The 15,320-nt window shown below is 36.7% G+C and carries 8 protein-coding genes; 4 read left to right on the top strand and 4 right to left on the bottom strand.

The window, feature by feature from the left end; translation table 11 throughout:
• The first annotated feature begins 27 nt into the window (after positions 1 to 27).
• Positions 28 to 1,071: a substrate-binding domain-containing protein gene (locus AAC084_RS14460; protein ID WP_339840921.1), complete on the top strand. Its 1,044-nt coding sequence runs from the start codon at positions 28 to 30 to the stop codon at positions 1,069 to 1,071.
• Positions 1,072 to 1,149: 78 nt separating this feature from the next.
• On the opposite strand, the gene AAC084_RS14455 is transcribed toward AAC084_RS14460, so the two are convergent.
• The 3 genes from AAC084_RS14455 to AAC084_RS14445 form a co-directional block, all read right to left on the bottom strand.
• Positions 1,150 to 2,808 (bottom strand): RagB/SusD family nutrient uptake outer membrane protein, encoded by a 1,659-nt coding sequence (locus tag AAC084_RS14455; protein WP_339840920.1) that lies wholly within the window; start codon positions 2,806 to 2,808, stop codon positions 1,150 to 1,152.
• A gap of 43 nt (positions 2,809 to 2,851) precedes the next feature.
• On the bottom strand, positions 2,852 to 5,923 hold the full coding sequence (locus AAC084_RS14450) for a TonB-dependent receptor (RefSeq protein WP_339840918.1): 3,072 nt from the start codon (positions 5,921 to 5,923) through the stop codon (positions 2,852 to 2,854).
• 412 nt (positions 5,924 to 6,335) lie between these two features.
• Positions 6,336 to 7,211 carry a hypothetical protein gene (locus AAC084_RS14445; protein ID WP_339840917.1) on the bottom strand — a complete coding sequence of 292 codons (876 nt, stop codon included), beginning with the start codon at positions 7,209 to 7,211 and terminating at the stop codon, positions 6,336 to 6,338.
• 145 nt (positions 7,212 to 7,356) lie between these two features.
• On the opposite strand from AAC084_RS14445, the gene AAC084_RS14440 reads away from it, so the two are divergent.
• The 3 genes from AAC084_RS14440 (at position 7,357) to dnaE (ending at position 13,327) form a co-directional block, all read left to right on the top strand.
• Entirely contained in the window at positions 7,357 to 8,766 is a 1,410-nt protein-coding gene (locus AAC084_RS14440; RefSeq protein WP_339840916.1) for an ADP-ribosylglycohydrolase family protein, read from the top strand.
• An 87-nt stretch (positions 8,767 to 8,853) separates the two neighbouring features.
• A complete protein-coding gene (gene dinB, locus AAC084_RS14435) occupies positions 8,854 to 10,068 on the top strand; it encodes a DNA polymerase IV (protein ID WP_339840915.1) in 1,215 nt (404 codons plus the stop codon).
• 217 nt (positions 10,069 to 10,285) lie between these two features.
• Entirely contained in the window at positions 10,286 to 13,327 is a 3,042-nt protein-coding gene (dnaE, locus tag AAC084_RS14430; protein ID WP_339840914.1) for a DNA polymerase III subunit alpha, read from the top strand.
• A 203-nt stretch (positions 13,328 to 13,530) separates the two neighbouring features.
• Here dnaE and AAC084_RS14425 read toward each other — a convergent pair whose 3' ends face one another.
• Positions 13,531 to 15,162 (bottom strand): carboxylesterase family protein, encoded by a 1,632-nt coding sequence (locus AAC084_RS14425; protein WP_339840913.1) that lies wholly within the window; start codon positions 15,160 to 15,162, stop codon positions 13,531 to 13,533.
• Between the last annotated feature and the right edge of the window lie 158 nt (positions 15,163 to 15,320).

The following is a 15,320-nucleotide window of genomic DNA, read 5'->3' as shown; positions in this document are numbered from 1 at the left end:
TATCACTGAAAATTTAATCTTCAATAATTGAGTATAGGTATAAAACAAATCGCCGAGTTAGCCAATGTCTCTATTGGTACAGTTGACCGTGTTTTACATAAACGGGGGGGCGTTTCTAAGGAAACAGAGAATAAGATTCTGAAGATTATATCTGAAAATGGTTATCAAAGGAATACAATGGCGAGTAGATTAAAACTTGCCTCTGTAAAGAAAATTAAATTTGCCATTCTGCTACCAGAAGTTACTTCTAATTCTAACTATTGGGATTTGCCAAAGAAGGGAATTTCTAAAGCACTGAAAGAGTTAAAGGAATTTGGGGTGAAAGCAGATTACTATAAGTTCTCGGGTTCCTCATCCGCCTCATTTCAAAAAAATTATGAACGTATTTTTTTAAAAAATTATGACGCCATTGTTACGGTTCCTTTTTTTGAAAAGGAGAGTAATACATTATTAGAAATCACCAAGAGAAGAAATATTCAAGTTGTTTTCTTGGATACCGAAATACAATTACAATATTCTACAAATTTCATTCGTCAGAATTCTCACAAGGCCGGTATGGTGGCAGGTAGACTATTATACGGATTAGTAGGGGATCAAGGATTTTATTTTATTGTAAATACGCTTAATGATAAAGGTATTCAAGTAAATAATAAACAACGAGAAGATGGGTTTAGATCATTCTTTAAATCGATAGGAAAGAACGTCACTATAAAAGTCATCAACCATCCTTTAAATGATGTTTTAAAGGTGACTGAAGAAGTGGAATCTTGGTTTAAAGGTGATAGTCCAAAAGGTATTTTTGTTACAAACTCAAGAGCCCATTTGATTCCGAAAATTCTTTCAACCTATGCAGTCAGTAATACTTTTCTATTAGGCTTTGATTTGAATAGTAAGAATTTGGAATACTTGAAGAATGGTCAAATAAACTTCTTAATTAATCAACAACCTAAATATCAGGGTTATGTTGCCATTAAAAATCTTTTTAACTCCCTAACAAAGCAAGATGATTCTGAACTTAATCTTGATATTCCTGTTGAAATTATAGTGAAAGAGCACTTTGCTACCCTTTAACTTTTAATGAAAAAATCCTCCCATTGTAAAATAATGGGAGGATAAAACTAAAACTAACTCTAACTCAATTAAAATTATTTATTGAGGATATCCGGGGTTTTGTGGGTATCCGCCCAATGCTCTATCTATTTGATTTTGTGGTATAGGTCGTATCGCATGATAGTCCTGAATATTTGGAGAGGCTTCTGGGTTATACAATCTGGTACGTTCTACTAGCTTTCCTGTTCTCGTTAGATCTGGCCAACGGTGACCTTCACCTACTAACTCTCTTGCTCTTTCGTCTAGTAGAAAATCTAAATCAACATCTGATGCGGAAATTTGAGATGCTGCCTCTTGACCAGGCACAGCCGCTCTCAGTCGTATCCTATTTATATCGTCTGCTGCCCCTGATGGATTATTTTGTTTAAGTTTTGCCTCTGCTCTTAATAACCATGCATCAGCCAAACGCATCAAAATAAAATCGCGCTGTCCATTTGCTTTTTGTCTATCAGGTCTTGTTGCATCAATCCACTTGTTCATAGAAGGAAAAACTCTTTCTGTATATTCATCATTAGTAAATACTAAATAAGGTACATTGTCTTGTCTTGTTTGTGACCAGTCAATATCTTTTTCTGGACCTGGTATATAAATTGCCGTATCCCCTATGACGAGAGCTGCTCTTGCTGGTTCATCACCAACGGCATCAGTAGCGGGCTCATTCTTATTAGCAAACCAAACATGTTTAAATGAAGATTCGTATCTGCTATCGGTATCTCTGTCCCATAAAGTCAGCATAAAATCAGTTGGGCGATGTCTTTTCCAAGGTCTACCATTGGCAATGTCTCTGGACATACCTCTAAGCACGTCATATTCGTGTAAGAAGTATAAATGCCAACGGTGCCCCAATGGATCCACATCGCTATCTACCTGTGATTTAGAATTTGGAACCACGAAAACCATTTCACTATTTTCTTGGTTTTCAATATCCCATAAATCTGCAAAATTTGGCAATAAGGAAAAACCATAATCATTGATTACTTTGCTGAATAGGGTTTCTGCTGTTAATGCATCTGACGTTTCTGAAAAGCCTTTGTAACTACGCGTAAGCAATACTTTTCCTAGCAAAAATTCTGCGGCTGGTTTGGTGGCTCTACCATAGTCAGATTGCTCATTAGGTAAATTTGCAATGGCAAATTCCAAGTCAGGTATAATAGCTTGGCTATAAATTTCTGATTGAGATGTTTTGTTTGCTTCAATCTCAATACCTTCGGTTTCTTCAAGACTCAAATGTGCATCACCAAAAGTGGTTACCACATTAAAATAGAAGAAGGCTCTTAGGAAACGTACTTCGGCTACTCGCAAGTTCTTTTGAGCTTCATCCATATCTACATCAGCAGAACGGTTGATAACCCCATTCGCTTGATTAATACCTTTATACCAATTATCCCAAGAATCAGTAATATAGTTTTCCTCACCATTGAGGCCACCATCGTAAAGATTGAATACTTTATGTCCCCCATCAGAGCCATTAGTCCAGATATCGGTGCCAAAAGTTGTCATGGCAGCTGAAATTTCTTGACCGTAAAAAGGCTTAAATGTTGCGTATGTGGCTCGTACTCCATCTTCCAAGCCAGCTTCGGTGGTATAGTAAGAGGCTGCAGATACATCGGTTACCAAGTCCTCTTCTATAAATTTATCACAAGACTTTGTCAAAAAAGCCAGTGCTAAAACTAATATTAAATAAATTTTTTTGTTCATGATATTTAAATTATTCGATTTAAACTAACAATTATTTTTTTGCTTAAAATGTAGCGTTTAATGATAAAGAAAACTGTTTTGTACTTGGAACCACACTACTACCCAAGCTAAGATCTTCCTCTTCTGAAATTTCAGGGTCGAAGGTTGGAAAATCATCCCAGAAAATAAGATTCTGACCAGAGATTGAAAATCGTAATTTTTCCATTCCTAACTTGCTTGTTATTGATTCTGGAAGATTATATCCTAATGATATATTTCGAAGCTTTACAAAACTACCGTCAAAATATGTAAGTGTTGATCCATTTCTTGGGCTCTCTTGATTCTCATTCGGTCTTGGATTGGCGTTTGTTGGATTATCAATTGTCCAATAGTCAACGTTTAAGTTATTATACCTTCCGAATAGTGAATTATTACTAGCATTAAATTGTGACTGAATAGTTTGCCCTTGTCTGAAAACAAAGAAAATACCTAGGTCTATTCCTTTATAGGAAAACTTACTATTTAGACCACCATAAAAATCAGGAACACCATCGCCTAAAATTTTACGATCCTCAGGGGTTATGACCCCATCACCATCAAGATCGTTCAATTTAATTTCACCTGGTACTTTATTATCAGCAGCCAAAGCAGCAGCAGCTTCGTCAGCTTGCCAAATACCAATTTTCTCATAATCATAGAAAACTTGAATAGGCTGGCCGATAAACCATCCGTTACCAACGTCATCTAAAGCATTCCCATCAGCATCTGTGAGTGCTAGTTCTGTAATTTCTTCTTTGTAGGTAGAAATATTCAAATCTACATCCCAATTGAAACCATCACCATCATTATCAACAATGCCTGTACTTATTGTAAATTCGAATCCAGTAGTCCTAGTCGCTCCAACGTTCTGTAAAACACTTTCATACCCTGAGGTAGATGGTAAACTTCTTGCAAGTAATAAGTCAACAGTATTAGTTCTGAAAAAATCAAAAGAACCTACCACTCGATTATTCAAGAAACCATAATCTAAACCTATATCTAAGGTTTTAGACACTTCCCAAGTCAAATCATCATTTGGTATTTCGTTAAGTCCGAAACCAAGTGCTGGTGATTCACCAAACGCATAGACTGTGCTACCTAGTCTACCAGCTGTTTGGTACGGGTTAACTGAAGTATTGCCAACTTGACCATAAGAAGCTCTTAACTTTAATTCATTTACACTGGTATCTGCTAAAAATTCTTCTTGATCTATTCTCCAACCAGCAGAAACACCAGGGAAGTACTTCCATTGGTTACCTGGAGCTAATCTTGAAGAGCCATCTGCTCTTAATGAGGCTTGAAATAAATATTTGCCATCAAAATCATAATTTACCCTACCCATAAAGGAAGCTAACGCCCATTCTGTTAATCCAGAAGTAAGTACACCACCTTGGGTAGCAGAGCCTAAATTGTAAAAAGATTGAGATTCATAGGGGATACCGGTTACATTTCCTTCATTTTTCTCTATTCTAGATTTTTGGATACTTTGAAGTAAGGTGACTTTTATATTTTGTCGATCGGTTAACGCTTTATTATAGGTCAATAAGTTCTCAAGGGTATATCCGAAATCAGTCACATTTTCTATACCCGCTCTACCTGGTCCGCCTCGATTCGTATTTGTTAAGCTACCAGCGAAAGTACCTCTTCTACCAATTCTAATATCAGGACCAAACGTAGATGTCCATTTTAGACCCTGTGCAATATTAATGTCTAAATATATGGGTGCGAATATTCTCGTTTGTTGGCGTTCGTCAATGTATGCACCTTCTACCAATTCATTTAAGGGGTTGGTTCGGATACCATCATTAGTGGGTAAGAACTTTAAATTTCCATTCTCGTCATATGGTATACCCAATGGGTTATTTGCCAATGCTTCACCCATAGTGGCATTAGAGCCATAATTTTGCTCTGTTTTAGATACTAAAAAAGACGCTCCTACTTTAAAGATGTCATTGATTTTGTGATCTACCGCTAATCGACCTGAAATTCGCTCAAAATCTTGGTTTGAAATAATACCTTGTTCTTTAAAATATCCTATAGAAGAACTAAAGGTGGTGTTTTCTGATCCACCACTTATACCAAGTTGATGATTGGTCTGATAACCATTACCAACTACTTTATCTAACCAATTTGTCGACCTCCCTTGTTCAAGGGATTCAAGCTCAATTGGATCTAAGAAAACATCAGTTTCTGCGGGAATGGCTCCGTTCCATCCGTCACGTCTTGATTCTCGTTTTAAATCTGCAAATTGCTCTCCATTCATCATATCAACCAAACGCGTAGCAGAAGTAATTCCATACCGACTACTATACGTTATTTTGGTCTTACCAACTCTACCTCTATTTGTCGAAACTAAAATTACACCGTTCGCACCTCTTGATCCATATACTGCAGTTGCTGCAGCATCTTTTAATACTTGCATTGATGCGATGTCATCAGGATTAATATCTGCCATTGATGCAGGTCCGTCAATTAATGGAATACCATCAACTACATAAAGAGGGTCGTTAGACGCACTAATTGAACGTCTACCACGTATTCTTACTGTTGGGTTTTGACCTGGCCTACCTCCTGTAGATTGAACATCCACACCGGCAATTTGCCCTTTGATGGCATCAATAGTGCTTGAAACCTGAACAATGCTTAATTGTTCTGCAGTAACGGTTTCAATAGCACCTGTAACTTCACCCTTTTTTTGTGTACCATAACCTACCAGAACGACTTCATCTAACATGGAAGCATCTGGGTTGAGTTTTATATTAATGGTGGTTCTACCATCAACCGATACTTCATTTTTAGCGTAACCAACATAGCTGAATACAAGTGTGCTATTAGAAGGTGCATTAATGCTGTATTTGCCATCAAAATCTGCAACGGCACCTGTTGTTGTTCCTTTCACTACAACACTAGCACCGGGTAAAGGCATTTCATTCTCATCTAAAATGGTGCCCGTTACGGTTACTTGAAAACTTTCGGGCAATTTTATTTTTTTTAGGGAATTCCCTAAAATAGGTGAGACAATTAAAATTCCTAATACTACAAATAGTAGTAGATTTTTTTTCGTTGAACTAAATTTTTTAGAGGGTTTTTTTTTCATTGGTGCAGTGTAATTAAGTTGTTTGATTTTTTGAAGTATTAAGTTTTATTTCACCTAAGATCTTTAGAAGATTTAGGGGTAAGTAAAACTTAGGGAGTTGAATAATTTTACTGGTTAAATTCTCATATGCTATTGTTTAGAATGAATGACATTATTTTTTTAATTGATAAATATAAAATTACGTTAACGTACACGAACTTTTGTAAAATAAGTGATGAAAATAAGTAAATTATGTAATAATCAAACTATTTTATTACGTTTTTATTAAAAAATACACATATTATTAATGATCTGTTAACTTAAAAGCATAAGAATTGCTTTTTTGAATATTTAGGTTAGGGTGTAGTTTTACTAAGGGAATTATAAATATAGAGGAAGTATATGAATTGAATATGTCGTTGTTTAATAGGTATTACTTAACACTGATTAATACGGCCTCACAACTTTGAAGGTCTGAATTGAGAACAATATTCTCAGATTTTTTACCATCTGAAATTTCAACTGACACTGTATTTGGAGGTGAGTCTCCTAAGTTGTGCGCATACAGAAATAGGTCATTAGATTTTTTAGGGTCTAGTTTTACTTTGAACTCCTTTTTCCAATACGTTAAATAATATTTGGAAACTACTGATACTCCATTGAGGTATATAGAAACAATATCTCCATCTTGTCTGCCATGATCCCAAATCTTTATAATTATATTTTCAGAATCGAATTGTAATTCTTTAGTGTATGATATTTTTCTTCCCTCAAAACTCTCCCTTGTAACTGGTTTGTTTTCAGTTTGAGTTACTTCATTATTTTTAGGAGCTATTACTTTTTTATTTCTTAATTTCTTCTCACTTGGGGTAGTACTGGTATTTGCTAATTGCTGTTTTTTCTTTCGCTCATCAGATGCTGCATTGGTAATGGTAAAGAAAGGAGTTACCCTTTTGGCAATCTTAAACTTATCGTCTGGGAATAATTCTATGGCAACGACTTGATATCGACTGCCTGAGCCAATATTCTTAGCAAGCTCAATACCTTCTTCAAAGCCATCATTCTTAAAAGTCCCTAATTCTTGCACCACCATTTCATTTCGTACCAGAAAAAAACGAATAGTTTTACTCGTGTCAATATGTACGGTGTTCCATTCTAAAGATATTTTATCGGGAATATTCCAATTTGTACCTGTACCGGGTTTGGTAAGGTTTATTACAGAAATATCGTTGTCTGAATTATCTTGCCCAAAAGAAGTTGCGGTAAACAGGACTAAAAGCCATAAAATCAGAAAATGGTTTTGACGCATATATAAAGTCTTGTTTCAAAGATAGTATTTAACCTTAACATCCTATAGTGCTTTGGTAGAATGCAATTTACTAGGTATTTATTAATAGAAACTATAATCAGATTATATTATTTACTTAGCTTTATTATATATGAAATCGTCCACTATGATATTATATTTAAATAGATTTTTAAGAAAAATTACCCATTACATTGTAGGATTATTGATAATGGCCACTTTAATTTCCTGTAAGAATAAAATGGGTTCTACAGAAAAAATGTCACATGATATAGTACAAGATTCTTTGTTGGAGTATAAATCCTATCAATCAAAAAGTACTGATATTACAATCTCGAGATCAGCATACAAGAATAAATTATACGGCTTTTGGTTGGGCCAATGTATTGCCAATTGGACAGGCTTAATTACTGAAATGGATAAAATTGGAATTCCCAATAGTGAAGGTAAAGGAGAAGGTTTTTATACTCGTGATAACTGGGGTAAAACCGATGAACCCAATTTATGGGGTTCAAATAATTATTCTAATACAATTGATTTTTTATATGCTGAGGAAGACAGTATATGGGGTGCAGATGATGATACCGATATTGAGTACATCTATCAAGAGTTACTTTATAAGAATAAGACTTCAATCTTAACAGGTGACATGATTAGGACTGGATGGTTAAAACATATTAAAAAAGAAGAAGAAAATTATTTATGGGTTTCAAATCAGCAAGCGCTTGATTTAATGGAGGAAGGTATGCTACCGCCAGAAACAGGATTGCCTGAAAACAATCCGCATTATGAAATGATTGATGCTCAACTAACTACTGAAATATTTGGTTTTTTCGCTCCCACGCGCTCAGATGTAGCACTGAAAATGGCTCATTTGCCTATACAAACCGTTGCTAGAGAAAACGCAGAGTGGATTTCTAATTTTAATGTAGTTATGTATGCTTTGGCCCCTTTGGCAGATGATGATAAATCTATTAAAGCGAATTTAAATTGGATGGCTGCAGAAGCCCGAGAACAATTGCCCAATGATTCATACTCAGCTAAAATGTTCGATTTTGTAAAAGAGGAATATGAATCTGGAGTTACATGGGAAGAAGCTAGAGATGCTTTGCATGAGAAATATCAAGTTCGTCAAGAAGACGGGTATTTATGGGCTACTAAAGATGAGACTTGTAATGGTTGTTTTGCGGCAGGTATCAATTTTGGAGCAAGTATTGTTAGCTTATTATATGGTGAAGGAGATATAAAGGAAACTATAAAAATTGGAACCTTGTGTGGGTGGGATTCTGATAATCCTACAGCAACATGGGGTGGGTTATTGGGTTTTATGCTGGGCAAGGATGGTGTTGAAAAGGCTTTTGATAGAAAGTTTGCTGATAAGTTTAATATTCATCGCACAAGAATCGGGTTTACAAACAATGGTATCGATAATTTTAACCATATGGCCGAAAAAGGAATTTTTATTATTGATAGGGTAGTGCAAGAAGAGCTCGGTGGTGGGGTAGATTTAAATAATGATGTTTGGCATATACCTCAAGAAAATCGACTTCGCTATTAAAATATAACAATGTTAATATTAGGAATAAATCCTAATTATTGGAAATAATCCATAATTTAGCTATCCCGATTTTTTAGAGGGATAGTTATGAGCAAGACCATACTTCATATAGATTTAGATACATTTTACGTATCCGTTGAACGACTCAACAACCGTGAGTTGCAAAATAAACCTTTGCTGGTAGGCGGTACGGGAGACCGTGGTGTGGTAGCCGCATGTAGTTATGAAACCCGCGGATTTGGAGTGCATTCTGGTATGCCCATGAAAATGGCCCGTGAACTATGCCCCGAAGCTTTCGTAATTCGTGGTAATGCAGGGGAATACAGTAAACATTCAGATGTGGTGACCGAAATCATCAAAGAGTATGTTCCCGTATTTGAAAAATCGAGTATCGATGAGTTTTATGCAGACCTCTCTGGTATGGACCGTTTTTTTGGTTGCTACCAATATGCTTCTGAAATGCGGAAGAAAATCATCAGAGAAACCGGACTCCCTATTTCCTTTGGTCTATCGGCAAACAAGGTTGTTTCTAAAGTAGCAACAAATGAAGCCAAACCTAACAATCAATTGAAAATAGATGAGGGTTTGGAGAAACCTTTTTTAGCGCCACTTTCTATAAAAAAAATTCCCATGGTGGGCGATAAGACTTATCAAACTTTACGAAACCTTGGGTTACGACAAGTACGTACCGTACAAGAAATGCCTATGGAGGTCATGCAGCGGGTATTGGGAGCAAATGGAGGTGTTATTTGGAAAAGAGCTAACGGTATAGATAATACACCCGTAATTCCCTTCTGTGAGCGAAAATCAATTTCTACCGAACGTACGTTTGATAAGGATACAATTGATGTCAATAGACTGCGAGGTATTCTCATTGCCATGACAGAAAATTTGGCCTACCAATTGCGACGCGGAGAAAAGTTGACGGCCTGTATTTCCGTAAAAATTCGATATTCAGATTTTAATACGTATTCAAAACAACTGCGCATTCCCTATACGAGTGCCGACCATATTTTGATTCCCAAGATTTTAGACCTATTCAAGAATTTATATAACCGTAGGTTATTGGTAAGGCTGATAGGTATACGTTTTAGTCATTTGGTTACTGGTAACTATCAAATCAATCTTTTTGATGATACCGAAGAAATTCTAAGTCTTTATAATGCGATGGATGAAATTCGTAAACGCTATGGGGATAAAAGTGTGCTAAGAGCATCAGGCATGGGAGCCAAAACGATTGGACGAATGCATAATCCTTTTAACGGACTACCGCCTGTTGTGCTCGCACACCGGAAGCTTTAGTTTTTGAAGCGCAAAACGCCTAGCGCCCAGCACAAAGTATCCGTATTCCCGAAGAGGTACGACGAAGCGATCTACTGAATTGAGGTTAGAATAGTAATCCCTTGTACTTATTAGGGGAGATTGCTTTGGCTGAAAACACCTCGCAATGACGGCTTCGGTTCACTGAGCATAGCCGAAGTGAAAACGAACAACCATTAACCAACAACGAACAACAATTTTGTATCTAAACTGCCATACATATTACAGCCTTCGCTACGGTGCCTTCTCAGAACTGGAGCTCTTGCAATTGGCAAAGGAGCATCACGTGACGCAATTGGCATTGACAGATATAAACAATACATCTGCCTGCTTAAATTTTGTCCGTAAGGCTTCGGAATATGATATACGGCCCATTTTGGGCATTGATTTTAGAAACGGAGTAGAACCTTGTTTCGTCGGTATTGCCAAGAATAACGAAGGTTTTCTAGAGCTGAATAATTTTTTATCGGAACACATTCATCAGGGAAAAAAAATTCCAGAAATAGCTCCGAAGTTTGAACATGCATATGTTATATATCCGTTTGAAAAAGTACTTCAAAATGAAAAGAAAAGCTTTGCAGAGAATGAGTTTATAGGAGTTTCTGTTAACGAATTAAAGCGCCTTCGTTTTTCAAAATTATTGGAGCAACGAGACAAAATAGTATTGCTGCAACCTGTAACATTTAGAAGTAAACGCGATTTTAATGCGCACAGATTATTACGTGCCATTGATAATAATACCTTGCTCAGTATGTTGTCGGTTACAGAACAGGCGAGTGAAGATGAACATATGTATTCAATTCCTAATCTGGCGGCACATTTTTCTGAACATAGTTTTATTCTAGAGAATACACAGCGGTTGATGAATTCTTGCTCCATTCATTTTGATTTTTCTGAAGGGCGAAAACCACAGAATCTTCAAACCTATTTAAAAACAAAGGAAGAAGATGAGGTATTTCTTGAAAAACTGTGTCAAGAAGGTTTGCCGCATCGATACCCAGAAGTAAATCAGCCCGTTTTGGATCGTTTAGAAAAGGAATTGGGACTCATTAAAAAAATGGGTTTTGTCTCCTATTTTCTCATCAATTGGGATATAATCTCCTATGCCCGAAAACAGAATTTTTTTTATGTAGGGCGTGGTAGTGGGGCCAACAGTATTGTAGCGTATTTGCTATTTATTACTGATGTGGACCCTATGGAGCTCGACCTTTATTTTGAGCGATTTATTAATCTATACCGGGTGAATCCACCAGATTTCGATATTGATTTTTCACATAGAGATCGGCCTATAATGACGGAGTACATTTTTAACCGATTTGAGAATGTGGCATTGTTAGGTACGTATGTTACTTTTCAATCACGTGGCGTTATACGAGAGCTTGGTAAAGTGTTCGGTCTTCCAAAAGATGAAATTGATTTGCTTTGCGATGGTAACGTTCAAGAGGGTCGTCTAGATACTATCTCGGCTTTAGTGCTAAAATACACACAGTTGCTACAAGGTTTGCCCAATTACTTGAGCATACATGCAGGCGGAATTTTAATTACCGAGAAACCTATTCACTGGTTTTCGGCGACCAATATGCCTCCAAAAGGATTTCCTACTACGCAGTTCGATATGGTGATTGCGGAAGATGTCGGACTCTATAAATTCGATATTCTCGCACAACGTGGATTGTCTAAAATAAAGGAGACATTAGATATTTTGGAGCATGACCGCCCAGAGGAATTCGCCAAGTTTGATATTCATGATATTAAGGCGTTTAAAAAAGACCCTAAAATCAATAATATGGTGAAAATGGCGCAGTGTATGGGCTGTTTTTATGTGGAATCACCCGCTATGCGTATGTTGTTGAAGAAATTAGAAGTAGATACCTATTTGGGTCTGGTGGCGGCAAGTTCTATCATCCGCCCCGGAGTTTCTAAAAGCGGAATGATGCGAGAGTATATTCTGCGGCACAGGAACAAGGGCAGGGCAGAGGAGTTGGCGCACCCGGTAATGTTAGAAATTATGCCAGAAACTTACGGAGTAATGGTATACCAAGAAGATGTGATTAAAGTAGCACACCACTTTGCAGATCTTGATTTGGGTGAAGCCGATGTGTTGAGACGTGGAATGAGCGGTAAATTTCGCTCTCGGGAAGAGTTTCAAAAAGTGCAGGACAAGTTTATGGATAATTGCCGTAAAAAGGGATACGCTGAAAAACTTATAAAAGAGGTTTGGGACCAAGTGGCAAGTTTTGCCGGCTATGCTTTTGCCAAGGGCCACTCCGCTTCATATGCAGTAGAGAGTTATCAGAGTTTATTTTTGCGTGCCTATTATCCGTTAGAGTATATGGTAGCAGTGCTCAATAATGGGGGTGGATTTTACAGACCCGAATTTTATGTGCACGAAGCCCGTATGTTGGGCGCTACAATTCATTCGCCTTGCGTAAACAAAAGTACTGCTGGTAACCGTCTTTATGTAAAGGAGCTTTATTTAGGACTAGGCTATTTACGTGAATTAGAAGAACGTGTTATGAAACGTATTCTAAAGGAGCGGTTTCTTAACGGAAGCTTTGTTTCTCTAGAAGATTTCCTTGATCGGTTAATAATTTCTATAGAACAAGTAAGTATTTTAATTCGTATCGATGCTTTCAGATTTACTGGTGCTAATAAACACGAGTTGTTATGGAAGGCACATCTGTTTTTGAACAAAACAAAAAAGATAGACCACCCCAAACTGTTTGCACCACGGCATCAACATTTTGAAATTCCTTCATTATACAGTACCAATTTAGAGGTTGCTTTTACGCAACTAGAGTTGTTGGGGTTTAGTTTATGTAGTCCGTTCGAGCTCTTGTCAGAACCATTATTGAATAGCGCGGGTAGTAAAGATTTTGAAAAATATTTGAATAAGAATATTGATATCTATGGCTATTTGGTTACTGTAAAACGCACTAAAACACATACGAATAAGGCGATGTATTTTGCTACCCTAATAGACCAACAGGGGCAGGTTTTCGACACCGTATTGTTTCCGCCGGTAGCTGCGAAATTTATGTTTAGAGGTAGAGGTATTTACCGATTCTATGGTAAGGTGGTAAGCGAATTCGGCTTTTTAAGCATAGAAGTTATCAAACTACAAAAGCAAGATTTTGTTCAAGACCCAAGGTATGCCGATATGAAAACCAGCGCCAAGGTTTTTGACCAAAAGAAAACGAATGACCAAGAAGAAAATAGATTAGGGAATCAGCTTGCTTAAAAAGCGTCAAGCACGTATCCTAAAATCCAAAATAATATAAGAAACACAAAAAAGGTTCCTATACATCCACATTTTCCACCGCCTATTTTTTTTGCGCCATACCAGGCACCAAAAAATTGAATTAGTTTTTTCATGAGACCAATTTACGGGTTTTGGTGGTTACTTTTAATCTAAAAATTAGCTCAATAACTTTAGAATAATTCTTATTTGTTTTTATAGGTCTTATCTAAAAATTCGTAACGTGCATCATTTTCAGCTTCTATTAATTTGCTTTCCGTATCAATTACCATAACAGGAGGCTTGGTGTCTTTTGATTCTGCAGCTTCCCAATTTGGTAAACCTTCTCCATTCGGATTACCAGTTTTAATGAAATTAGCGAAATAGGTCATCATGACTTTAGAAACCTTAAAATCATCTGCTGTCCAAGCATAGTCTTTTACCAAGTGTAAATTTCCCATACAATATTCAATTTCACAAGCATGTGGTGCTCCAACTGCTTTTGGCATTGGTGGTGTGTCCGAACCTTTTTCTACTGTTCCACCAGCTAAACCTGAAGCAAGGTTGTTGTTTACAAGTGCAGGTCTTAATTTACTGTATAAATAGCGATAAACAGGTTGGTCGCTGTTTTTTCTATGAAGATTAAACCATTTCCAAGTACTATATGATATGAATCGGTCAGAAGCTAATGCGGTAGCCGACAATTCAATTTCTTTTTCTGACCCATGTGGATACAATTCTAAAACCTTGGCATATTCCTTAGGATAGGCTTCTTTTACCTTGTTTACATAATTTTCTTCTGTGTATGGACCTTGGGTAAATGCCATTCCTGGAATCTCGGCCGAATTCCAACCAAGTAATAAAGGAACCATGGCTTGTTCTTTACTCTCGAATATTTCAGGAAGTGTCTTAGGTAAAAAATAACCATCTAATACAGCAGGGAACCCAAATCTTTTAGATCTATTGTAAAGTTCATATACTTCTCTTGTACTCAATTTGCGTAACTCTGAAAGTGTAGGGAGGCCTATACTTTTTGCAAATTCTAAACCGGTCTTTTCAGCTTCTTTTAAAGTCACCGGAGACATTGTAGGATTTATTGCGGCGCCACTTTCCCCTATTGCACCAGCAATTAAATTTTTTGATAATGGTGAAGCCATTTGTTGACTTGCGCCAATTGACCCAGCCGATTCGCCGGCAATGGTCACCTTATTCGGGTTGCCGCCAAAAGCAGCAATGTTTTTATTCACCCACTTTAATGCTGCATTTTGGTCTAATAAACCATAATTTCCTGATGCTTTATAAGATGCCTCTGCACTTAATTCTGGATGCGCTAAAAAACCAAATATATTTAAGCGATAATTAGTCGTAACCACTACGATACCTTCTTTGGCCATACTCTCTCCATCATATCGTGGTTCTGATGCATCACCAGCAACATTACCACCTCCGAAAAAGTATACAAGTACTGGTAAATCTTTAGTATCCATGTTCGCTGGTGTCCAAACATTTAGATAAAGGCAATCTTCACTAACTCCATTTGACCTAGAGTTCATATCACCAAAAACCATGGTTTGCATGGGTCTTGGTCCAAACGATTTGGTTTCTTTTATTCCATCCCAATTATCTAGCGGTTGTGGAGCTTTCCAACGAAGTTCACCTACTGGTGGTTTAGCAAATGGAATTCCGAAATAGCGCTGAATACCATTATGGGTATCATAATTACCTTCTATAGTTCCGTGTTCAATTTTTACTTGAACAGGAAAAGAGTTGGTCTCTTGTGCTGGAGAAAAGTTGCTAGATAGAATCAGCGTGAATATTAAAATTTGAAGATTTTTCATTTGGATAAATTTTCTATTGTCTCAATATGTAACAATAATACATTTATTATTTTAATTATTTGACTATCTGTTAATTAAAAACATTCTTGAGATGGCGTGTTAGAAAAACATATATCGAAAGATATTTCAGAAATTATTTTTTGAATGCAAGTATTCTT

Source organism: uncultured Maribacter sp., from assembly GCF_963977385.1.
Classification (GTDB): domain Bacteria; phylum Bacteroidota; class Bacteroidia; order Flavobacteriales; family Flavobacteriaceae; genus Maribacter.
Note: the sequence above shows the minus strand (reverse complement) of the source record. Positions and strands in the feature narration are given on the sequence as shown.